Consider the following 23,199-nt stretch of genomic DNA (forward strand, 5'->3'; position numbering starts at 1 on the left):
AGCCCTTTTCTCATCTAATAATTTCTCATAAGTAATCCTTTAATAACTCCTATTAATATATCTTTGTACTCATTATCAGGCAACTTATTTATTCTCTTAAATGCTTTATTAGTATATTTTAGTGCTACTTCCTTTGCTTTTTCTACACCTTTATTTTCTTTAACCAATTTAATTATTTCATACACATCTTTGTCATCAAATGTTTCTTTTTTCATATACGGTTCTATTTTTTTCTTATCATTTCTAAATGCTATTATAAATGGCAAGGTAAATATACCTTGTTTTATATCATTCATAGCAGATTTTTTAATACTTTCATCAGTTCCTGTATAGTCTAAAATATCATCTATTATTTGAAAAGCCATTCCGATATTATGACCTATATTCCAAAACTCTCTACAAAGTTTTTCAGAACAATTACTTTCTGCAGCTCCTATATACATAGAAAGTGAAAATAATTCTGCTGTTTTTCCAGATATTCTAGATAAATAATTTTTAACTGATAAATTTTCACTAAATTTAGAATTAAGTTGCTCTATTTCTCCAAGACATATTCTAGACATAGCCTTAGAATCTATCTTTATACTTTGTAAAGATCCTTCTGATGCTAATAATCTAAAGCAAGCACAGAATAAATAATCTCCAATATAAACCGCGTAATCTTTACCGTATTTTGACTGGATGGTTTCAGTACCTCTTCTGACCTTTGCATCATCTATAATATCGTCATGAACTAAGGTAGCCATATGTAACATTTCTACTACAGATGCTAATGCTCTGACCTTTCCTTCATTACTTTCTCCCCATTTAGAGCTTATTATAACAAAAGCAGGTCTTAGCATTTTCCCACCTGATTCTATAAGTTCAATGATAGATTTTTCTATAAACTTATCTTTACATTTTGCATTTTTCTTCATGAGTTTTACTACTTCTTCTAACTCATTTTTAATATATATATTACTATCCCACATTTTATCCATATAATCGCCTCAACTTTTAAGATATTTTACCAAAATACGGAAGTTTAGACATGTGCTTTAAGGCATAGTTCGCGGTCAGTCCAATAAAAAATCCAGTAAGAATTCCTACTAAAGATAATACTGGTAAATATAGCATAACCCCTATATTCTTAACTATCCAAGACGCTATTAAAAGTTGCCCAACATTGTGAAAAACAGCACCAGCGCAACTTACCCCTATAATGCTTACTTTGTCTGCTCCAATTTTTTTTACTATTATCATTATTAAAAAACTTAGCAAGGCTCCAGAAAATGAATACATAAAAGAGGATAGGTTTCCTCCAAACATTGTTGCTAAAGCTAGCCTTAATATAATAATATAAAATACATCGCTTTTTTTATCTAATGTATACAATGCAATTACTGTTATTAAATTTGCTAATCCAAGTTTAGCTCCTGGAGTTGCAAAAGGAACCGGAATCATATTTTCAAATATATGTAATACTAATGCTTGAGCAACCAATAATGACATATATACTAGTTTGGTTGTTTTTCTCATATAAATTCACCTCTAATATGAAAGAATCACTCCATCATCTGAAGTATCTCCTTTAATTTCTACCATTAATCTATGAGGTAAGCATACTAATTGTTCTCCTACCTTACCTATGTATCCTGGTCTTATACATATTTTATCTGGGCAATCCGCCTCAATAATAGCAATCGTATCATCTTTAACTGAAACTACATTAATTCCCGATTCAGTTTTTATTTCTATTATTTCTTCCCCTTTGTGGGCTGATAAAGGTATATTTTTATAAACCTTTCCATTTACAGTAATTTGAGCATATTTACTATTGTAATCTTTATTCAAAACCACACCAAAAATTACCGCTGGAATAAAAGATAACACTACAAGTAGAATAATAATTACTATATCCCACTTTTTAATCATATCATTCTTCTCCAATCTCTAATCTTTTTCTTAAACTGTATAAATAATCATAAGGTAGAGTGAATTCACTCTACCTTATTAAGTTTACCATATTAATATAATTTAATTTATTTTTGTCCTTGTTTATATACTGGTACTTTTTTACCCAACCAGTAATTTCCTACCTTTTTTGTTATCCATGGCATAACATAGTAGTCTAAACCAAATGTTCTACCAGCTCCTTGCATTAAAGCAATCGCAGAGAATATATACCATAATATACTCCATTCACCCATAGCTGAGAATATAAAGTTAAAGCCCATGAATATTGATGCTGCTGAAGCTAAGAAAGTAAATAATCCTGCTAATAAGCATAAACCGATACCTAACTCTAGTAAAACAACCATTCTTTGGAACCATACTGCTACATCAGCATTTGGAATCATTATTTTCATAATAGCTTCATAAAATTTTGGCATATGTTCTAATATTGGAACCGGAAGAGCTTTTGCAGCATCAGTTGTTGCTTCAGATGCTCCAGAATTAGCCGCAGCTTGAACCCATTCAAATGGCATCTTAACATTTCCAGCTTTAATCCAAGAATCACTTGCTAAACCATTAGAGAACATATCAAAAAATCCTCTTATTCCCTTATCATCCCAAGTTCCTTCACCAACAAGTTTCTTAAGACCTTCTAGTAGCCAAATAACACCCACATATAATCTTAATGGAACAAGCCATAATCTATTACCTTTTGAAGCTAAATGTCCTCTCATTATGTTTCTCTTATCTTCAATTGAGAAGAATTCATGATTTAAATAATGATAACATGCATTTATTCCATTTACTCCCCATAAATAATATAAATTAACCATATGCTTCATAAATAAAGCAAGGAATCCAGATAATTTTATTCCCGCTAAGTTAGCAACTCCATATTTTCCTCCAATAGAAACCATAAATCCATGATAATTTGACTTAAATTTAGTCATTTCTTTATTTTCTATTGTTGCAACTATATTGCTAACAGCTGTATTGGCTGTTTGTTCTGCAGCTTCAACAATTTGAGGAGTTCCTTTTCCTGGTTCTTCTTCAAAATAAGTTAAATCACCGACAACAAATACATCTTTTTTACCTACGGCTTGCATGTATTCATTTGTTTGTAATCTTCCTGCTCTTGCAGTTTCTAATCCATATTCTTTAACTTCTGCATTAGCTTGTATACCACAAGTCCAAATTAAAGTATTAGTTTCTATTTCTGTACCGTCTTTTAGAACTATTTTATCTTCAGTAACTTCTACTATTGGGGAATTTTTAAGTACTTCTACCCCTTTTCTAATCATATAGCTTTCAGCTTTGTCAGCTTGTTGTCTATCTAACATATTAAGAATTGTTCCCATAGCTTCAACAACTAATAATCTAACTTCACTTTCATCTACATTGTACTCTTTAGCTAACTTTGTTTTCCATTCAATAAGTTCCCCAGCCATTTCTATTCCAGTGAAACCTGAACCTGCTACAGCAAAAGTTAACATCTTCTTTCTAGCTTTAGCATTTCTTTCTTTAGATGCTTTTTCAAACATCTTTTGAATATGTTCTCTTATTTCTAATGCATCTTCAAAAGACCACAAAGTAAATCCATTTTCTTTAACCCCTGGTACTCCAAAAAATGCTGGTTCTGAACCTGTACCTACTATTAAATAATCATATTCATAGCTACCGTGAGTTGTTTTTACAACTTTTTTATCAGTATCTACTTCTTCGATATAGTCAGTAACTAAATTAACTTTTGTTCTAGCAAAAATCTTAGTTAAATCTACTTGAACTGACTCCTTATGAACTCTTCCACCAGCTACTTCATGTAATTCAGTCATTAATGTGTGGAAGGTGTTCTTGTCGATTAATGTAATCTCAACATCATCGTTCTTTTTGTATTTCTTTGCTAATTTTTTAGCAGAATGAACTCCACCATAACCTGCTCCAAGAACAAGTATCTTTTTCTTATTAGACATTTTACCACCTCTTTAATTTATTCTTACATTTTTGTTTAGAAAACATACTTAAATACAAATCCATATTCATTTTATCCTTTTTTTTTCGCTATGTCTATAGATAAAGAGTGTCATTTTCTTATTTGGGTTAATAGTTTATCAATCCCGTTTTCTTTTTAACAACCTGCTTTTCAAGGTTTCTTAAACATTTTCACTATATAAAAATCATATAAGTTTTTTTAATATAACATAAGTAACTTTAATTATATTTCTTCTAAAAAGCGTGTATAATTAAAATTGTTGATGGAAATAATATCTTTCTTGTCAACTTTTTCACAATATTATAATATAAATTATATTTTTAAGGGGGATTCTCTCAATGAAAAAGAAAACTTTACTAAGCGTTATCGCTGCTGCTACTTTAGCTGTAACTGTATTTGCAGGTTGCGGAAAGAAAGAAGATACTGCTACTAAAATTAAAGATGGTACTTACAAAGCTGAAGCTTCTGCTTTTGACGATAAAGGATACAAGCCTTTTGTTGAAGTTGAATACAAAGATGGAAAAATAGCTTCTGCTAAATTCGATTATACAAACGAAAAAGATGGTACTTTAAAATCTGCTAATGCTGATTATAACAAAGCTATGGCTGCTAAATCTGGTACTTCTCCAGATAAATATACAGTTGAATTAGCTAAAGCTTTAGTAGAAAAACAAGATGTTGAGAAAGTTGATACAGTAACTGGTGCAACTCACTCAAGTGAAAACTTTAAAACATTAGTTAAAGCAGCTGTTGATAATGCTACTGCTGGAAAAACTGACACTGCAAAAGTTGAAATAAAATAATTATAATCAAAAAGACTTTAGAAATTCTAAAGTCTTTTTTTGTTAAAAATATTATTTATCTAGATAAACTAATTGTTCTTGGTATAATTCTATCTTTAAATAAGCTACCATTCTTTCTACTATCTTATGATGTTTTTTGAACTTAAACTCTTGAGTTTGACAAACATTTTCACATTTATCATCTTTTCCATGTTTCTTGCATTTTTCTTTTCCGTATTCTTCAAATTCATCATATTCTGCAAATTCATTGTAGTTATCATAACCGTAATCTTTTCCACCAACCTCTTCACTATCTATAGCTTGGTCTGCATCAAATATTCTAGCTTCTGCTAATCTACAGAATGGTTTTTCAATATAAATTATCTTATCAGCAAAATCCCATTCACATTTGGAATTACCCATTTCAAATCCACCACAAGAACAATCTATTGATTTATTGCATTTAGTGAAGTAGTTAATTTCTTTTCCATTTTCTCTACATTCTATTACTGGTTTTTGGATATAGTCGATTTCTGTAGCTGTACTAAATGGAACTTTTACTGTAGCGTGTTTTATTGCTCCAACCATAATTTGTCCGTTACAACCTGGTTTTCCAGCAACTGCATACTCTATATTTTTTTCTATATATCCAGTTAAAAATAGCTTTCCATATCCTTTATCAGGGTTTACAGGATCTACTTTACCACAATTAACCATAAGTTTGCATTGAGTTATATATACTTCTTTCTTTACCCTCTTTATTTCATATAAATCGTCACATAATTCTATACAAGATTGTAAATCGATTTGTACATCTCTAACTGATAATAAAACAGGAAGCCTAGTATAAGTTACTCTACATCTAGGGTTTATTGATGCATTAGTGCTTGAGCTTAAATTTACTTCTTCTGAGTATATTTTACTTGAACAGTATTTTTTAGACATTTGTTATTCCTCCTCTTGTCCATCGAGTTATCTTCTGTAATAATAGTATATTCTCTACTTCACATGTTGTTACACCTTTCGACAGTTTTGTGTTATTTATATTAAAATATATTTTTCTTCCTCAAATTAACATATAACACCTTTATTACATATAATAATTAAAAATGAATTATGGAGGTTTATATGGATACAGAAGAAATTCTACTTAATGGATTCTTAACTGAAGAAGAATTACAAAACATTTCTTTAAGACGTGGTTATTTAATGGAAGATAAAGATTATTTATTTCTATCTGACAAATCATATCCCTTAAAGAAATTAATAAGCATAGATTTATCCCTAAAAATTGTTTCATTTAAAAGTTTATTAACAGCAGACAGCAAGATAAATTATTTTGAGGGAGTAAAAGAATTTAAGATAGCTTATGCGGATGATAATGATGATGAAATTAATCTTACAAAAAAAGCCCCTTTTAATGGTAGCTTTATTACTCCACTTAGAGAATCATTAAAAAATGTTCAAGTTCATTTAATACATGGATACTTCTATGTAGCTGACACAAATATTATTGACTACTATATAAGCTACTTCTTAAAATATGGTGTTAAACCCAACTCTCAAACCTCTAGATACGATACTGATTCAGAATTTTATTAGGAGGTTTTTATGAAAATTCTATTTGATGGTTTTGGAATTACTCATCATGTAGGAAATTCCTTAGGATCCTACACTAATGAGATTATTTCATTAATCAATAACACCGAAGATGAAATAGATTTTAATGTACTTCTTTATAATATAGATAAGCCAACTTCCGATTTATCGTTTAAGAATGTAACTCCACTTTACCTTAATATAGATAGGAGTATATATCCTTCCCCTAATATAAATAATGTTATAAATAGATACGAAATAGATCTTTATCACGATCCTAATAATGGATTTCTTGCACCTGAAGAGCCTATAAATAACTATATAGTTTCTCTGAATACTTTATTACCGTATCTGGAGCCTACTCTTGTAGATGATAAGTTCAAAAGAAGTTTTTATAAGAGAGTTCCATACGCTTTAGAAATTTGTAAATATTTATTAGTCCCAACTAAAGCTTTTAAGGAAGATGTTTTAAGAACCTTTCCTAAAATGAAGGATAAAATAATATGCTCTTATCCAAAAGTAAACGAGATATTTTCTCCTAAAGATACATTAGAATCATCTAAGTTTATTTTAAATAATTATAATATTAATTCTCCATTTCTACTTTATGTTGGTGATATTTCAAAAAGAAAATCTATTGAGAAACTTATTTATATCTTAAAAAATCTAGCATCTACGCCTCTGAAGCTTGTTTTAATTGGAGATTATAAGAAAAAAAAATACGCCTATTACAGACATATTTTAGAACTAGCATCATCACTTTCTTTAGAAGATAAGATTATATTCTTAGGTAAAATACCTCAGCATAATTTACCTTACTTCTACTCTAATGCACTATGTACAATTGATTTTTCTATATATAACTCCTACCCACTATCATCAGTGGAGGCTGTGCACTGTAAATCTGTAGTTATAGTAAATGATACGCCTTCTAATAAAGAAATCTTAAAAAAATCTGCTTTCTTTATAGATTCAGCTAACTTAAATATAGCTGTAGATATGATTAAAACCTTATACTCTAGAAAAAATATAAAGGGAAAATTAACTGGAAACTTATCTGCTCCAGTTACTGGAGATTTAAAAGAACTATTTAACTTGTATGAAAAATAATAATAGGTGGATAAATTTATCCACCTATTATAATATTTCTATTAACACATCAATAACTTCACCCTCGGTATTATCATAAATAAAATTAATCACTTCATTTATAATTTCATTTGATTTATTTGTGCTATTACTTACACAACATAATCCTATAGTTAACTTTTTATGTTCATCCATACTTTCTATCTCAGCTACAGAAACATTAAACTTATTTTTTATTTTAGCCAATATACTTCTAGAAACCATACGTTTTTCTTTTAAACTATTAGCCCAAGATATTCTGATAACTATCTCAGCAGTACCTATAATCAATCTAAACACCTCTAAGTTATATTCTTTCTAATATTATTTCCCAATCTTCGTTAATTATAGACATCAATATTACATCATCATAAATTCCTTCAATTCTATTAAAATAATAATTCTTTCTTAAACCTTCTTCAATAAATCCTACATTCTTAGCAACCTTTAAAGAAGGAAGATTTTTATAATTTATATTTACCTCTAATTTATGAAGATTGATATAAGTAAAGCAAAAATATACAAACCATTTTAGTATATGCCTCATTATTCCTTTATTCGTATATTCTTCATTAAGAATATACCCTATCTCTCCCCTTGAATCTTGAGAGTCTATAGAAAATAATCCTATTAGGCCTATTACCTTATTACTATTTTTATCTATTACCACCCAATCTATTCGTTCTCGTTTATCATACTCTTCTAAAAGCTCTTCTATAAATACTCTAGCATACTTCTCATTTATACTACTAGGTGATCTATAAAATATAGGCTCTTTTCTATTTTTATAAATTTCTATAATATCTTTTCCATCCTTTTTGTCTGGTTTTCTTAAAATATATTCATCTAATTCTAATTCAACAAAGTCATTAAATATTTTTTCCAAGTAATTTAGTCTCATATAAGCAACTAATTCCATAGAAATTCTCCTAAATATTATTTATATAATATTTATACTTTTAAAATTACTTGTTATGAATACTTTTAAATAAAAAAGCTTCTCAAAACTATGAGAAACTTTTTTTAAAGTTTGAATCCTTCTATTTTTATTACCCAGTGTATTAAGACGAGAAATTTTTTAAATACATATAATAGGCTCCTTTAGCTGGTGATGTGTCCTCGTCTATAAAAGCATCTACTTTTATATTTTCTAATAAATATCTTTCAAATTCTTGCCTTACTATTTTAGATTTCTTTAAAACACCACCCACTATACCTATCTTGCATCTTTCAAAATTCAACTTATTGAATATTCTCTCAGTAGTTTGTGCAATAGCTTTTCCTTCATCTCTTAAAATTTTAATAGAAATATCATCCCCCATTTCACCTAACTTAGCCACAATAGGGGTTATAGATGCAATTTCATCCTTTGTCTTTGAGTATACAAACTCTATTATCTCATTAACCTCTTTTTTATTTAAAAATTTTAATATCTCAGTAGAAAGATCACTAAGTTCAAAACCATAATCATACTCGTATATCATGTTCTTTAAGGCCTCTATAGCAATTTTATATCCACTACCTTCGTCACCTAAAAGGTTGCCCCATCCTCCACATCTAGCTTCTTGTCCATTTTTTATTCCAAATGCTATTGAGCCAGTACCAGCTATGGTTAAAATTCCATCTTCGCCCCTTAATAAAGCTTTAAGAGCCAATTGACTATCATTCATTATTACTGCTGATATATTAAATTTTTTCTTTATAGCTTCATAAACTATCTTTGAATTATCCCCTGATTCTGATCCAGCTAGTCCTAGATATACGCCCTTTAGTCCTTCTAATCCTAACTTGTCTATCAATTCTTTTAAACCCGATAGAATATTATCTAAACCTTCTTCTTTACCATTTAAAAGATTACCGAAACCTCTTAATGCTCTATCCATAATCTCTCCATTTAAATCAAAGGCAACGATTTCAGTTTTAGTTCCACCACCATCTACTCCAATAACATAATTAACCATACAAACCTCCACATATAATAATTAATTCTAATAAGATACATTATAATTATGTACATTCTATAATCTAGTATATATGTGTATAACTTCATTCGCAAGGTCTCATTCTTACAATTTTAGTTCATACATTTAAAATCTCTTAATTTCATAAATTACATATTTTACAAGATCAAAAAAGGCACTAAATATCTACTGAGCTATTTAGTACCTTTTATCTTATGCTGACATTGTAATTTCTAGTGTAACTTCTTTTCCATCTCTATTAACAACTATTTTAACTTTATCCCCTTCATTTAGCTTATTCTTTTCTGACGAAAGTTCAGCTGAAGTTTTAATATTCTTTCCATTAAACCCCACTATAACATCTCCAGCTTTGATTCCTGCTTTTTCTGCTGGTGAATATTCTACTACACTTGCAACATATATACCTTCAACTAATTTATACTGTTTTGCTGCTGTACTATCTAAATCTCTTATACTTACTCCTAATGTTAAAGATTGTTTGCTTAATGCTCCTATTTTATCCTTTACTGAGTTTATAGGAATTGAAAATCCTATTCCTTCTACACCTGCTTCACTAATCTTAGCTGAATTAATTCCTATAACTTCTCCATTAGCATTTATTAAAGGTCCTCCACTATTACCTGGGTTTATTGCAGCATCTGTTTGAATATATACTGATGTGCTACCATCTTGATTTTGAAGACTTCTGCTGGCTGCACTTACTATACCTTTAGTAACTGTTCCAACAAACTCTTTACCTAATGGATTTCCAATAGCGATAACTTCTTGACCTGCTTGAAGTAAATCTGAATCTCCCAAAGTTGCTACCCCTGGCACCTCAACTTTTTCTACAAGCCTTATCATAGCTAAATCTGCATTAGCATCATAGTTTACTATTTTAGCTTTATACTCTTTTCCATTATTAAAGGTTACATTTACTTCCGTAGCACCTTGAACAACATGGTAATTAGTTAATATATCACCATCTTCATTTATTATAAATCCTGATCCCACCCCCTCTTGTGGTTGATTAAAGAATCCATTACTTACAGAACTTTTAGTTGAAACACTTACTACTGCTGGAGCAACTTTATTAACTACATCTGTTACGCTTAGTGAAGTTGTATTACTTGTGAAACTAGGAGTTGTGTATGAAATATTCTTCGTTTCACTTGTTCCCTTTAATGTTCCATTCTCAAGAGCTGTTTTAATAATATAATAGGTCGAAGGAATAGATATTGATAAAGTTAAGGCCATCGTAACTAAACCTACTAATAAATATTTGCCTATTCCATTGCCTTTTTCCTTTTTATTTTTTCCTTTTTTATTTTTCCCATCACCAATCATTACAAAATTAGGTGAATATATTTCTCCATTCTCAGAATCTCCATTTCTAAAATCACTCATGAAAAGAAACCTCCTTATAATCAATTATTTTAAGTATTATATCCATATTTAAAATATAAAATAATACTGTGTCATCTTAATGACAAATATAAAGTAATATTTTTTCACATATTTTAGCCATATTTAAAAACTACAACATTAATTTTAAATGACTGGACAATAGGTTGACCGGTCAACCTGTTGTCCAGTCATTTAATATAAAAAACTACCTTAGAATAATCTTTATATTCTAAGGTAGTTTCGTTATCTTTTTACTCTTCCTTTTTCAACTGCATACTTGATTGCCTCAACAACTTTATTTTTGTCTTCAACTGGTATCATCTGCCCATTTGATTCTGTAACTAACTGATTTATGTATCTTGAGGTTGATAAAGTTAAAAGACTTTTATCAAGTTCAACATTTTTATTTCTTGATATTATAGCCAAAGGAGAATTCTCAATCAATCCTTCTTTTTGAGAATTACTTTTCTTCTCCAATATGTTACTTGCTTCATTATGCATAGCACTAGGATATTTACTTCTTATTCTGTTTGATATGAATTCATTTTTTAATTCTGTTTGTCCTTCAGAAAATAAGTTTTCTGGAATCTCTAAAATTCCAAGCTTGTACTTAATATAAGTTAAACCAAAATAAGATTGAGTAGTTTCTAATTTACTATTCTTTTTTATTTTAATGTAATTAGATATGTATTCTTCATTATCTAAATTACTTTCCACTATAGGATCTATCAAAACCATAGAATTTACAAGATCACCATAGGTATTAGCGAAGTTGGTCATAATTAATGAACCATACCCGGCCCCTACTAAAACATACGGTCCCGATATGCCAGCCTTATTTAATAATAACCTTAAATCCTCAGCTTGTCTTTGCGGATCTAATCCCTCTCCACCATCACTAAACCCATATCCCGTTCTATTATATGTAAATACCCTAACACCTAAACTATCCGCTACTTCTCTAGTAATAGTATTCCATTCGTTTGAATCTACGCCTAAATCTCCATCAAATATTACTGTCATATCTCCAGAACCAATACTATTATAATAAACTCTGTTATCATTTATTCGAGTATATTTAGTTCTTGGTTTATATTTTTCATTATAAACCTTAGTCACTGCAAACTGAAACACTAACCCCATTAATAAAATAGTTATAAGACTGTATATCAGAAACTTCATTATAGCTGATATAGGAATTTTTTTTCTAATTCTTAATCTTTTTATACCATTTGAGTGCGGAATTAAATTCATAACTTCTCTATTTCTCCCCTAATTTTAAATTTGGTTTTGCATTTAAATCCATTGTGCTAACATTTCCAAGCTCCCATTGATAGTACGCAGCGCTTCCTATCATTGCTGCATTATCTGTACATAATTCTAGTGATGGAAATAATATTTTTATTCCCTTTTCATTACCCTTATTAATCAAGTTTTCTCGTAGTCCACTATTAGAAGCAACTCCACCTGCTATAGCTATCCTGTCTATTCCTCTTTTTTCACACGTTACCATAGCATTATCTGTTAACACTTCTACAACAGCTTTTTGAAAGGATGCAGCTACATCTGCAGCATTCACTTCTTCATTCAGCATAGACTTCTTATTTAGATAATTTAATACTGCTGACTTTAATCCTGAGAAAGAAAAATCTAAGGTGTCATCATGAAATCTAGCTCTTGGGAATGATATGCTATTAGGGTCCCCTTCCTTTGAAAGCTTATCTATCTTAGGGCCCCCTGGATAACCAAGTCCTATTGCTCTTGCCACTTTATCATAAGCTTCTCCAGCTGCATCATCCCTAGTTTCACCTATTATTTCATACTCACCATAATCTTTAACATATACTATAAAAGTGTGTCCTCCTGAAACAACTAAAGATACAAATGGAGGTTTTAAATCCTTATGTTCAATAAAGTTTGCACATATATGTCCTTCTATATGATTAACCCCTATTAATGGCAAGTCTAAGGAGTATGCAAGCCCTTTCGCATATTGAAGCCCTACAAGCAGCGCCCCTACTAGCCCAGGTCCATAGGTAACACCTATAGCATCTAAATCACTAAGCTTCATATTTGCTTTTTCTAATGCCTCTTCTACTACAGCATTTATAACTTCTATATGTTTTCTTGAAGCTACTTCTGGAACAACTCCACCAAATTTTTCATGTATTTCAATCTGAGATGATATAACATTAGATAAAACTTCTCTTCCATTTATAACAATTGCTGCTGAAGTTTCATCGCATGAACTCTCAATAGCTAAAATTACTTTTCTATCCATAAATATTACCCTCTTCTATCTTAAATCTTCAATTTGTATTATACTTTATAGTAGTTGCATTATCAATTTAAAGAATCTTACAATTTTATAACAAGGAGTAAACACATGAAAAAATCTTATGCGAAAGTTATAGTTGCCGGCTCTCCTATCTCAAAATCTAATTTTAAACTTTTCAATGAATCAGGAAGAGCTATCCTACCTTATAACTCTGGAAAATATCACGATAGATACGCTTTATATGAAGAGGAAATTTCATACTGTGCTAGACTTCAGAATCCAGGTATAGTAATTGATGAAGCTCTTATAGCTGTTCTTAAGGTCTATTATAAAAGTGAAAAAAGGCATCCAGATACAAATAATATTACTAAAAGTATATTTGATGGGATCGAGAAAAGCGGCTTAATTGTAAATGATGCTCAAATAAGAAAAATATATATTGAAGAATTTTATGATAAAGAAAACCCTAGATTTGAATTAGAGTTATTTGGAGAAAGTCAATATGAGATTAGTTATACAATAACTCCTAAAGAGATAGAGTCTGAAAAGATAACTTATTCACCTCCTCCAAACAGCAAACTAAAAAAACAAAAACCTGCATTAAAAAATATTATTGATACTCCTGACGCTAAAGGAAAATGTTCTATATGTAATAAAGTACTCATAGCCAATGATTATAAAAAAGCTGACGGTGGTAAAACTTTAATATGTACCAAATGCTTTAATAAATTATTTTAGAGGTGATTTATGGATATTGTTTTTATAGGAGATAGTCTTACTTTTGGATATGGAGTATCTAGAGAAAACTCATGGGTTAATTTATTAGTGAAAAACTATACTTTTACTTACCTTAACAAAGGGGTAAATGGTGATACAACTATAGGAATGTTGTCTAGGTTTTTTAATGATGTTGTTAATATAAAACCTAAATACTGTTTTATTCTTGGAGGTACTAATGATTTATTATCTGGTAAAAATATAACCTCGGTTTATGAAAACATCCTTTTAATGATTAAAGATTGTATAGAGAATAGAATAATACCCATAATACTATCCCCTCCTTATATATCAGAAAAGGAAGCAACCTCAAGATGGAGTTCCTACCCAGACTATTCAGAAATAAATGAAAACTTATTAACTCTAAACAATAAGCTGAATTTTTATTTCCAAAAGGAAAATCTTCTCTTCGTGGATTTATTTAATACTACAAATACAGCATTTCTTAATAATGAGGATATATACATAGATGGAATTCATTTTAATAATTCAGGTCATAATTTAATTTATACAACTGTAAATCAAACTTTTAGAAATATAGCTAAAAAGTCTAATTAGTAGACCTTTTAGCTATAGATACTTGTATATTCCCTTATATACTTCTCAGCAGCTTCTCCTGCTATATACCCTGTTTCTATTGACCTTTTTACTAAAGACTTTGTATTAATAAGTGTTCCACAAACAAATACTCCCTTTTGTGATGTCATAAGATCCTCATTAATTAATGGAGTAAGAGAGTCCTCTTCAATCTTTATTCTAGCCTTTTTTAATAAATCAATTTCTGATCTCCAAGCCACTGAAAGAACTAATCCATCACAATCTATTTCTGAATATTCATTAGTTTCCTTATTTAATATTTTTACCTTACTAACTCTCTCTTTTCCCATAACTTCTTTTATTACTGAATTATATAAGATAGGTATATTGAAATCTTTTGGAATCTCTTTATTTTTACTTTGAGTAGCTTTAATTTCTGAAGAACTTTCTATTATTGCTTTAACATCAGCTCCTTCAACTACTAAGCTTCGTGCCACTATCATAGATATATCAGAAGAATCCATAATAACAACCTCTTTACCTGGCAAATATCCTTGAAGGTTAATTAATCTATGCACAGTTCCTAAAGTATATATTCCTGTATAATTTTTAGTTGCAATATGAATTTTTCCAGTATATTTTTCTCTTGATCCTGTTGCAAAAATTACACTTTTAGCTTTAATAAAGCAGATACCTTCTTTTGGATTCATGTATGTTATAATTCCTTCACTATTAAAATCTATAACAATAGTTGAAAGTTTATATTCAATATTAAATTCATCTAATTTACTTATAAAGAAATGTATAAGTTCTGGTCCAGTTACTTCTTTTCCAAGTACGTCTTTTCCAAAACCATTGTGAATGCATGGAACTAAGGCTCCTCCTAAGTCCTCTTCTCTTTCAATTATTAATATATCTTTAACGCCTTTTTCTTTTGCTCTTATTGCTGCTGCCATTCCAGAGGGACCTCCTCCAATGACAATCAAATCATAGCTGGCTGCCATACACATAAAGTCCTTTCATTTAAATATTAATTATATTTGTTTAATTTAATTTTATCATAGAATATTTATTTTAAAATAACTTTTGAATAAATTGCTTTTTAAAAATAAAAGCTATAGGTATAGGAGGTGATAAAATGGCTAAAAAAGTTAAGATAAAACATGATCCTAAAGCAGAAAGTGCTAGAGCAACTTTTGGCGAACCTAAAGCTAAGGAACATAATCCTAAAGATTTTAAAATATAAAATAACAAAAGAAGCAGATCATTGATCTGCTCCTTAAATCTTAAATATATTTTTTATTGTCTTACCATAATTTCGACTTACAGGTATCTCTTCCCTAGTACCTCTTAGTTTCAATATATATGTACCATTAACCCAAGATATTATATTTTCTATTAAGTCTAAATTAACTAAATACTTTCTATGACATTTAATAAAATTAAACTCTTTCAATCTATCTTCAACATTATTTAAAGTTTCATCAGATATAAAACTATCTTTATCTGTTACGATATTTACATGTCCTTCATTTGCAACACAATATATAATTTTATCAACATCTACTAAACTCAATTTATCTGAATTTTTTACAGGAATTTTTTTAACATTCTTAATACTTACAGTATTATTTTTTTTATCTAATTTTTCACTTAATCTATCTAATGTAGTTTTTATTCTATCTATAGAAAATGGTTTTAAAACATAGTCTTTTGCATTTATTTCAAATGCTTTTAAGGCAAATGCATCATGAGCTGTTATAAAGACAATCTCAATGTTTTTATTAAGTTTTTTTATTTCCTCAGCTACCATAAACCCATTCATCTCTGGCATTGACACGTCTAGAAAAACTGCATCTAAATCTAATTCTTTAATTTCCTCTATAGCCTGTTCAGGACTTGTGTATTTCCCAACTATCTTAAGTCCACTTTCAGTTGAAAGTAAATACTCTAATTCTTTTAATGCAATAATCTCATCATCAACTAAAGCAACATTAAGCATACTCCATCTCCTTATAAAACATTATTTATAGGTATCTTCAAGCTTAGCTCAGTTTTATCCCCATCTTTTGAAATTCCATCTAGCTTGTACCCAAACTTTTCCCCATATGTATTTTTATATTCGTCTATATATTTTGCTATATCCCCATCATGTATTAAAATAATAATTAAATCCTTTTTATCAACTTTTGATTCTACTGTGATTTTCCCCCCCACTTTAGACTTGAGCAGACCCTCTTTTAAAGCAATATATGTTATTTCTATCAAAAAACCTTTTTTTATCAAAAAGTCATCTTCTAAACTCTTAATCTCGTAATCTATTTTTTCTCCAAATCTTGATTCTTGTATTTTTAAATATCCCTTAAGAACCTTAAACTCATTGGATAGTTTTGTGTCATTCTCAGATTGAGAAAGGTAATATCTAAGATAATCACCTAATGCAAGTAATAATTCTCTTGCTTTGTTTCCATCTGTCCTACAATAATACATAATTGTACTTATAGCGTTAAATAAAAAATGTGTATCTAAGTTATTCGATTTGTTAACTTTTATAGAATTTTTACTAACAACCTCACTCTCAAAATCATTTAGAATTTTTACAAACATTGGTACACAAATAGAAATAAAAATTAGCCAATATTGAGGAAATACCTTGATTAGAATGATTTGCAATATTATCAATGTAATTATGATTAATTTCTTTTTTCCCATAATATATATATCGTTTAAAAATAAATTTACTTAATATATAATATGATATGAAAAATTTACAAAATCTTGTCCTTTAGCCACATTCTTGTCAATTGATTTATACCTACTATTCCTATATAATCTTAGTGGTGATATCTTTTAGGAGGTTATTTATGAATATTAAAGAATTACAAACTAACCCAGTAAAGATTATAGAAAAGAATTTAAACAAAAACCTCATCATAAGATGTATTTTTTATTTTCTTATTTTATTTTCTATAATATTTAAAGGTGTATTTTTTCAAGGCTTTATAGAAAACAAAAACGTGTATAGCTTTGATTTTTTTGCAGGATATAGTTCGGCTATATATTTCTTTAAATACTATGCCGCATTTGCAGGTATTTTTTTAAGTTTTGGATTATTATTTAGAGGCAAAGGTAAGTGGATTTACCTGCTAGTAATAGATTTATTACTAACTCTTTTATTTATCTTAGACTTATGGTATTTTAGAGGCTTTATGACAGTACCATCAATTCTAGTAGCAACTCAAACTGCTAATTTAGATAATATGTCAGGCTCTATTTTATCTATGACGAGTCCAATGGATATAATTTTTATTTTGGACATACTATTATTATCTCTATATATATTTATATTTAGGAAAAGCTTTAAAAACATAAAATCAAATATAAAAGGTTTTGCTGTATCCTTTTTATTATCAATAATTTACATAGCCTATGTTCCTTTTAATATAAATGTATTAGGAAATACTGATGTTAAAAATTCATATCTTTTTTCAAATTATGATTCAACTGATACCGCTAGATATTTTTCATCTATAGGTTATCATTTATTTGATTTATATAATGTATATAAAGACTTAAAACCTTATGAACTTACAGCTGGAGAACAACAAGATATTACAAATTTCTATGATAAGAAAAATGAAAATCTTCCCGATAATGAATATAAAGGTTTATTCAAAGATAAAAATCTTCTAATAATTCAAGTTGAATCACTAGAAAATTTCGTTATTGGACAAACTGTCAATGGACAAGAAATAACACCTAATTTAAATAAACTTTTAAATAATTCAATTTACTTTCCTAAAGTTTATGAGCAAGTAAATGAAGGTACAAGTTCTGATTCTGACTTAATGGTTAATACATCTATGCTTCCATTAAGAAAAGGAAGTACTTTTTTTAGGTATCCAGTAAGAAACTATAATTCTTTACCTAAATTATTAGGCGAACTTGGTTATGAGTCTACTGCTATTCATCCCGACAGAGGCAGCTTCTGGAATTATGCTCAAGGGCTTAAAGGAATAGGATTTGATAACTTTATAGACTACTACTCTTTTAATCCAGATGAAGTAATTGGATTAGGTCTAAGCGATGAAACTTACTTCAAACAAGTGGTTCCAATGATCGAAAAAATGAAACAACCATTCTATACTTTTACTGTAACATTAACAAATCATGGTCCTTTTGACTTGCCAGATAAATATAAAGAATTGAACTTAACTGGTGAACTAAAAGATTCAATACTTGGAAACTCATTTCAAACTGCTCATTACACAGATAAGCAAATAGGAATATTCCTAGAAGAACTAGATAAGAAAGGTTTGCTTAATAACACTGTAGTTGCTATAGAAGGTGATCATACTGGGGTTCATAAATACTATAATGATAAGGTTGAAGAACTTAAAAATCCTGAGTCTTGGTGGCTAGATAAAGAGGATTCTTCTGTTCCACTAATAATTTATCAGAAAAATTTACAAAACAGCCTTAAGTCTGATATAGCTGGAGGACAAATAGATATAATGCCTACCTTAGCCTATTTAATGGGTGTTGATGAGAATAAATATATTAATACCGCTTTAGGTAGAAATTTATTAAAAACAAATAAATCATTTGCGGTAATGACTAATAGAAGTGTAAGAGGTACTTTAACTGAAGAAGAAAAAGAATTCTATATTAATAGTTTAGAATTATCCGATAAAATGATTAAAAGTGATTACTTTGAAAATTACTATAATAAATAACAAATTAAAGGAGCCCTAATTGGGCTCCTTTAATTTATATTAATTATCGACTTCTTTAGCATCTTGTTTAAATACTTTTTCCCAACTATCTGCTATATATCCACTCGTCCATTCGGCCATAATAACCGATTCATTTTTATCTTTTTTTATCCTTTTAATAGGATCTCCTTTTAGCTCTGAATTTTCTATTTCATATACTAATATATAATCGTCCAATACAACTATAGCAACCTTACCATTAGGCGATGTATATATATCCTTGATTAATGGATTTTGCGCCTTAAGTATATTCCATCTAACATAAAGATTATCATAAATAATTAATTTTTTTGTATTTATCATATTTACATCAAATTTTAAATCTGCTAATGCATTGTTTTCTAATCTAGTTCTTCCTTCTAAAACCCATCTACCATTTTTTCTTACTACACCTATATTGGTTGGGTCTAGCTTAACATCAACTTTTAAGTTTGGAGAATAATTTTCTAAATTATCTAGAGCTACTTCACTTGAGTTCTTTAGGGCTTCATATCCTTCAGTTCCTGACAAAACATCAATTGCTACTCCATTTGGAGTATGTATCGTATCTACCGGTATTATCTTATATCTACTATTTTTGTCATTATAATTATCAGTAAACTCTTCTATAGATATATAGTTATTGCTAATGAAGTTTAAGTTAACGTATTTACTTTCATTTTCAACTTCTAAAGTATCCTCTGAACTTATACTTTTATTATTTATATTATAGGTATCAAAATATTCTGTTACGACTCCATTTCTATTTATCTTTTTAGGAACAAGCTCCCAAAAGCCTTTTAATCTTGGATATAATATGTTTTTTCTTTCGTAAACAGGTTTTGCTATTCCATTGTCTACTCCTATCCATAAAGTTCTATACGTTTCTTCCCCTACTCCATCTTCTGTCAATTCCCTATTACTTTTAAGTCCTATATATACACATTCAACTATATCATTATAATCTCTTTTGGCATTTCCATCTTTCTGTGTATCACTTGCTATGTTAGTTGGAAAATTTGATACATCACTAGATATCTTCGTAATAGTATATATAATATCATTATGAATTATCAATAATTTATTTTCTTCTAACCTTAGTATCTCCCCAATTAAAGTATTATTATTAAGTGGGCTTATTAAATCAACTTCATGATTTTCAATAGAAAATCTTTTATAACTAATATTATATTCTGCTAAAAGATACTCTTTAAGATTTACTACTCTTAATTTATATTTTACTGTATCATATAAATTATTATTAATCATCATTCTATTTTCATCCAAATATATATATTCAGTCTTTGAGTCTAATGTTCGCCCCTCTTTATAGTTATACTTCTCATTTATCTTCCATGTACCCTTAAAGCTTACAGCAGTTGATTGAGGAGGAGTAAGCTTTCTAAAATCTTGCCCTGAAGGCATAAATTTTGAGAAAGTAAAAACTGATGCTATCATAATTAGAATCACCAATATTAATAAAAGCTTAAAACTTCTTCTCATATTTCCTCCTTAGATTAATCTCTAAATGCAGTAGGTAGCTTTATAATTACTTCTGTTCCTATATTTTCTTGGCTAAATATCTCAAGACTTCCCCCATGGAGTGTAACTATTTCATCACATATAGATAAACCAATACCATTTTGAGATCTTGAATTTTTACCCTTTACAAATTTTTCTTTAATTCTTGGTAAAATTTCTGGATCTATCCCACATCCATCATCTTTAATAGCTATTTTTATATAGTTTTCTTCATATTGAATTATATCTAAAGAAATACTTCCTCCATAATCAGTGAAATTAAAAGCATTGTCCAATATATTTATAAATACTTGTTTCATTCTATCAGAGTCCGCCCAAATTTTAGGTAAGTTTTCTTGTACACTTATCTTGAAATCAACATTTTCTCTATTTGCTCTCGGTGTCAGATATATTCCAATATAATCGACTATATTCTTTAAATCTATTAACTCTTTTTTCATTGCTATTTTTCCAGATACAAGTCTTGAAAAATCAAGCAGCTCTTCCACCATATTAGATAGTCTTTCTGTCTCATTTTCTATTATATTAAAACCAGTCTTTAGTATTTGCTCATCTCTATAATCACTATTTAATGTTATTACCCATCCTTTAATAGCAGTTAATGGAGTTCTTAATTCATGAGATACAGAAGATATAAAATCATTTTTTAACTTCTCTCTTTTTGATAATTCCTCTGCCATATAATTTAAGGTTGAAGACAATTTACCTATTTCATCATTTGATTCATTTATGCTTCTTATTTCTAAATTTCCTGATGCCATAGTTTCAGCTACTGTTGTTAATTCTTTAATTGGATTAATTATACCTCTCGCAAATACAAGACTTATTATAACTCCAATAAACAATACTATAATCGATACTATCAAGAAAAATATAGCTATAACATTTATAGACTTATTAACATCACTTAAAGATATTATATATCTAAGTACACCATTTATCTCTCCCGATGATTGTAGTGGATAAGATATAGCCATTATCTTCTCTTTATTATAACCAGTTCCAATCCATCTCTCATATTCTCCTTTTAATGCTTTATTTACATCAGGAGTATCTATTATGTCACCCTCTTTTACTCCAAGTGAGTCCATAAGTAATTTTCCATTATTATTTAAAATCTGTACTTGAATATTGCTTTCATTCCAAAACATATCTATATTATCATAGATGTTTTCTTCTAGTGATAGATATGAAAAGTTCTTATTATAAAAATCCGCTGATATATTTAACTGACTCTTTAAAGTTTGCTCTATACTTGAATAGTAGTAAGTTCTAATATAACTTATCATAAGAATATTTAATATACCTACAGTAAACAAAATTATTAAAATAAAATATTTAACCATTTTTGTTTTAATACTTTTATTCACCATTTTACCTATGCTTTCCATCTATATCCCGTTCCCCATACAGTTTCTATATATTTTGGCTCTGAAGGATTATCTTCCACCTTTGATCTTAATCTTCTTATGTTTACATCCACTATCTTTGAATCTCCGAAAAAGTTATAATCCCATACTATATTTAATAGTTCATCTCTCGAAAATGCCTTGCCTGGATTCTCCATAAATATCTTTAGCATCATATATTCCTTAGGCGTTAAATCTATTTCCACTTGATTCTTATATACTTTCTGTGAATATAAATCTATTACAAATTCTCCACTTGTAATGCTTTCATTTTTTTCTTCATCCTTACCTATTCTTCTTAATAAAGACTTTACTCTTAATGTTAATTCGATTGGGTTAAATGGTTTTACAACATAATCATCTGCTCCATATTCAAGTCCCATTATCTTGTCCATATCCTGTCCCTTTGCCGTCAACATTATTATCCCCATACTAGAAAATTCTTTTCTCAATACTTCACAAACCTTAAATCCATCTATCCCAGGAAGCATTAAATCTAAAATTGCTACATCAGGCTTTTCTATTAATGCCTTCTTTACTCCATCTTCGCCATTGTTTGCTTCTATAACCTCAAAATTATTACGTTTAAAATTTATAGTTAAAAAACCTCTAATACTATCTTCATCTTCAACCACAAGTATTTTATACATGTAAACACCTCTTTATAATTATAAAATAAATTAGAGAAGTCTTAATTGCTTCTCTTTAAATTATACCATATATATGAAATTCTAATCCTACTAATTGATTATTCAAATCCTAGATACTATATATATATTACTACTTTTCTCTTTACATATAGTAACAAATATATAAATTTATATTACAAAAGAATTAAAGATTTATATAATAAAAAACACTAGGAAAAATCCTAGTGTAATAATCAAATTGGCTCCGCGAAGAGGGCTCGAACCTCCAACCTATCGGTTAACAGCCGAGTGCTCCACCATTGAGCTATCGCGGAACAAAATTTGGCGACTTCCTACTCTCCCACACAGTCTCCCATGCAGTACCATCGGCGTAATAAAGCTTAACGATCCTGTTCGGAATGGGAAGGGGTGTTACCTTTATGCCATTATCACCAAATATATTATGAAAGA

At 29.0% G+C, this 23,199-nt stretch carries 24 protein-coding genes, 1 tRNA gene and 1 rRNA gene; 7 read left to right on the forward strand and 19 right to left on the reverse strand.

Annotation, left to right across the window (positions count from 1 at the left end):
• Nucleotides 1-14: 14 nt before the first annotated feature.
• The 4 genes from P8F83_RS14485 to P8F83_RS14500 form a co-directional block, all read right to left on the reverse strand.
• Nucleotides 15-980 (reverse strand): polyprenyl synthetase family protein, encoded by a 966-nt coding sequence (locus tag P8F83_RS14485; protein WP_326511698.1) that lies wholly within the window; start codon nucleotides 978-980, stop codon nucleotides 15-17.
• 16 nt (nucleotides 981-996) lie between these two features.
• Nucleotides 997-1,518 carry a Gx transporter family protein gene (locus P8F83_RS14490; RefSeq protein ID WP_326511699.1) on the reverse strand — a complete coding sequence of 174 codons (522 nt, stop codon included), beginning with the start codon at nucleotides 1,516-1,518 and terminating at the stop codon, nucleotides 997-999.
• Between the two features lie 12 nt (nucleotides 1,519-1,530).
• Nucleotides 1,531-1,914: a NusG domain II-containing protein gene (locus tag P8F83_RS14495; RefSeq protein ID WP_326511700.1), complete on the reverse strand. Its 384-nt coding sequence runs from the start codon at nucleotides 1,912-1,914 to the stop codon at nucleotides 1,531-1,533.
• A 107-nt stretch (nucleotides 1,915-2,021) separates the two neighbouring features.
• A complete protein-coding gene (locus P8F83_RS14500; RefSeq protein ID WP_326511701.1) occupies nucleotides 2,022-3,905 on the reverse strand; it encodes an FAD-dependent oxidoreductase in 1,884 nt (627 codons plus the stop codon).
• Between the two features lie 358 nt (nucleotides 3,906-4,263).
• Here P8F83_RS14500 and P8F83_RS14505 point away from each other — a divergent pair, with 358 nt between their 5' ends.
• Complete coding sequence (locus P8F83_RS14505) at nucleotides 4,264-4,728, forward strand: FMN-binding protein (protein ID WP_326511702.1); 465 nt, start codon at nucleotides 4,264-4,266, stop codon at nucleotides 4,726-4,728.
• A 51-nt stretch (nucleotides 4,729-4,779) separates the two neighbouring features.
• Here the strand turns inward: P8F83_RS14505 and P8F83_RS14510 are convergent, their stop codons facing one another.
• The gene (locus P8F83_RS14510; RefSeq protein WP_326511703.1) at nucleotides 4,780-5,652 is read right to left on the reverse strand and encodes a CsxC family protein; all 873 of its coding nucleotides are present in this window, start codon (nucleotides 5,650-5,652) and stop codon (nucleotides 4,780-4,782) included.
• A 183-nt stretch (nucleotides 5,653-5,835) separates the two neighbouring features.
• Here P8F83_RS14510 and P8F83_RS14515 point away from each other — a divergent pair, with 183 nt between their 5' ends.
• Nucleotides 5,836-6,309: a hypothetical protein gene (locus tag P8F83_RS14515; protein ID WP_073022547.1), complete on the forward strand. Its 474-nt coding sequence runs from the start codon at nucleotides 5,836-5,838 to the stop codon at nucleotides 6,307-6,309.
• Between the two features lie 9 nt (nucleotides 6,310-6,318).
• Nucleotides 6,319-7,416 carry a glycosyltransferase gene (locus tag P8F83_RS14520; RefSeq protein WP_326511704.1) on the forward strand — a complete coding sequence of 366 codons (1,098 nt, stop codon included), beginning with the start codon at nucleotides 6,319-6,321 and terminating at the stop codon, nucleotides 7,414-7,416.
• Nucleotides 7,417-7,443: 27 nt separating this feature from the next.
• Here P8F83_RS14520 and P8F83_RS14525 read toward each other — a convergent pair whose 3' ends face one another.
• The 6 genes from P8F83_RS14525 to tsaD form a co-directional block, all read right to left on the reverse strand.
• Entirely contained in the window at nucleotides 7,444-7,725 is a 282-nt protein-coding gene (locus P8F83_RS14525; RefSeq protein WP_326511705.1) for a DUF503 domain-containing protein, read from the reverse strand.
• A 16-nt stretch (nucleotides 7,726-7,741) separates the two neighbouring features.
• Nucleotides 7,742-8,353 carry a GNAT family N-acetyltransferase gene (locus P8F83_RS14530; protein WP_326511706.1) on the reverse strand — a complete coding sequence of 204 codons (612 nt, stop codon included), beginning with the start codon at nucleotides 8,351-8,353 and terminating at the stop codon, nucleotides 7,742-7,744.
• A gap of 142 nt (nucleotides 8,354-8,495) precedes the next feature.
• A complete protein-coding gene (locus P8F83_RS14535) occupies nucleotides 8,496-9,395 on the reverse strand; it encodes an N-acetylglucosamine kinase (RefSeq protein ID WP_326511707.1) in 900 nt (299 codons plus the stop codon).
• 213 nt (nucleotides 9,396-9,608) lie between these two features.
• Entirely contained in the window at nucleotides 9,609-10,802 is a 1,194-nt protein-coding gene (locus P8F83_RS14540) for a S1C family serine protease (RefSeq protein ID WP_326511708.1), read from the reverse strand.
• A 243-nt stretch (nucleotides 10,803-11,045) separates the two neighbouring features.
• Nucleotides 11,046-12,056 (reverse strand): alpha/beta fold hydrolase, encoded by a 1,011-nt coding sequence (locus P8F83_RS14545; RefSeq protein WP_326511709.1) that lies wholly within the window; start codon nucleotides 12,054-12,056, stop codon nucleotides 11,046-11,048.
• 7 nt (nucleotides 12,057-12,063) lie between these two features.
• Entirely contained in the window at nucleotides 12,064-13,083 is a 1,020-nt protein-coding gene (gene tsaD, locus P8F83_RS14550; protein ID WP_315112251.1) for a tRNA (adenosine(37)-N6)-threonylcarbamoyltransferase complex transferase subunit TsaD, read from the reverse strand.
• A 105-nt stretch (nucleotides 13,084-13,188) separates the two neighbouring features.
• Between tsaD and P8F83_RS14555 the strand changes: the two genes are divergently transcribed.
• Both P8F83_RS14555 and P8F83_RS14560 read left to right on the forward strand, forming a co-directional pair.
• Nucleotides 13,189-13,818 (forward strand): RusA family crossover junction endodeoxyribonuclease, encoded by a 630-nt coding sequence (locus P8F83_RS14555; protein ID WP_326511710.1) that lies wholly within the window; start codon nucleotides 13,189-13,191, stop codon nucleotides 13,816-13,818.
• A gap of 9 nt (nucleotides 13,819-13,827) precedes the next feature.
• Entirely contained in the window at nucleotides 13,828-14,415 is a 588-nt protein-coding gene (locus P8F83_RS14560) for a GDSL-type esterase/lipase family protein (RefSeq protein ID WP_326511711.1), read from the forward strand.
• Between the two features lie 8 nt (nucleotides 14,416-14,423).
• Here P8F83_RS14560 and P8F83_RS14565 read toward each other — a convergent pair whose 3' ends face one another.
• On the reverse strand, nucleotides 14,424-15,404 hold the full coding sequence (locus P8F83_RS14565) for an NAD(P)/FAD-dependent oxidoreductase (RefSeq protein ID WP_326511712.1): 981 nt from the start codon (nucleotides 15,402-15,404) through the stop codon (nucleotides 14,424-14,426).
• A gap of 128 nt (nucleotides 15,405-15,532) precedes the next feature.
• Between P8F83_RS14565 and P8F83_RS14570 the strand changes: the two genes are divergently transcribed.
• Complete coding sequence (locus tag P8F83_RS14570; protein WP_021800426.1) at nucleotides 15,533-15,640, forward strand: CPC_1213 family protein; 108 nt, start codon at nucleotides 15,533-15,535, stop codon at nucleotides 15,638-15,640.
• A 33-nt stretch (nucleotides 15,641-15,673) separates the two neighbouring features.
• On the opposite strand, the gene P8F83_RS14575 is transcribed toward P8F83_RS14570, so the two are convergent.
• Nucleotides 15,674-16,396, reverse strand: coding sequence for a LytR/AlgR family response regulator transcription factor (locus tag P8F83_RS14575; RefSeq protein WP_073022556.1), 723 nt, complete (start codon nucleotides 16,394-16,396; stop codon nucleotides 15,674-15,676).
• A gap of 11 nt (nucleotides 16,397-16,407) precedes the next feature.
• The gene (locus tag P8F83_RS14580; RefSeq protein WP_326511713.1) at nucleotides 16,408-17,001 is read right to left on the reverse strand and encodes a histidine kinase; all 594 of its coding nucleotides are present in this window, start codon (nucleotides 16,999-17,001) and stop codon (nucleotides 16,408-16,410) included.
• Between the two features lie 257 nt (nucleotides 17,002-17,258).
• Here P8F83_RS14580 and P8F83_RS14585 point away from each other — a divergent pair, with 257 nt between their 5' ends.
• Nucleotides 17,259-19,130 (forward strand): LTA synthase family protein, encoded by a 1,872-nt coding sequence (locus P8F83_RS14585; RefSeq protein WP_326511714.1) that lies wholly within the window; start codon nucleotides 17,259-17,261, stop codon nucleotides 19,128-19,130.
• A gap of 39 nt (nucleotides 19,131-19,169) precedes the next feature.
• On the opposite strand, the gene P8F83_RS14590 is transcribed toward P8F83_RS14585, so the two are convergent.
• The 5 genes from P8F83_RS14590 to rrf form a co-directional block, all read right to left on the reverse strand.
• Nucleotides 19,170-20,651, reverse strand: coding sequence for a hypothetical protein (locus P8F83_RS14590; RefSeq protein ID WP_326511715.1), 1,482 nt, complete (start codon nucleotides 20,649-20,651; stop codon nucleotides 19,170-19,172).
• A 14-nt stretch (nucleotides 20,652-20,665) separates the two neighbouring features.
• Nucleotides 20,666-22,063 (reverse strand): sensor histidine kinase, encoded by a 1,398-nt coding sequence (locus P8F83_RS14595; RefSeq protein WP_326514850.1) that lies wholly within the window; start codon nucleotides 22,061-22,063, stop codon nucleotides 20,666-20,668.
• Between the two features lie 5 nt (nucleotides 22,064-22,068).
• Nucleotides 22,069-22,749, reverse strand: a complete 681-nt coding sequence (locus P8F83_RS14600; protein WP_326511716.1) for a response regulator transcription factor — start codon at nucleotides 22,747-22,749, stop codon at nucleotides 22,069-22,071.
• A gap of 239 nt (nucleotides 22,750-22,988) precedes the next feature.
• Nucleotides 22,989-23,063, reverse strand: a tRNA-Asn gene (locus P8F83_RS14605).
• 5 nt (nucleotides 23,064-23,068) lie between these two features.
• A 5S ribosomal RNA gene (gene rrf, locus P8F83_RS14610) occupies nucleotides 23,069-23,185 on the reverse strand.
• Nucleotides 23,186-23,199: the final 14 nt, after the last annotated feature.

This window comes from Clostridium intestinale, assembly GCF_035905475.1.
GTDB lineage: Bacteria > Bacillota > Clostridia > Clostridiales > Clostridiaceae > Clostridium_T > Clostridium_T intestinale.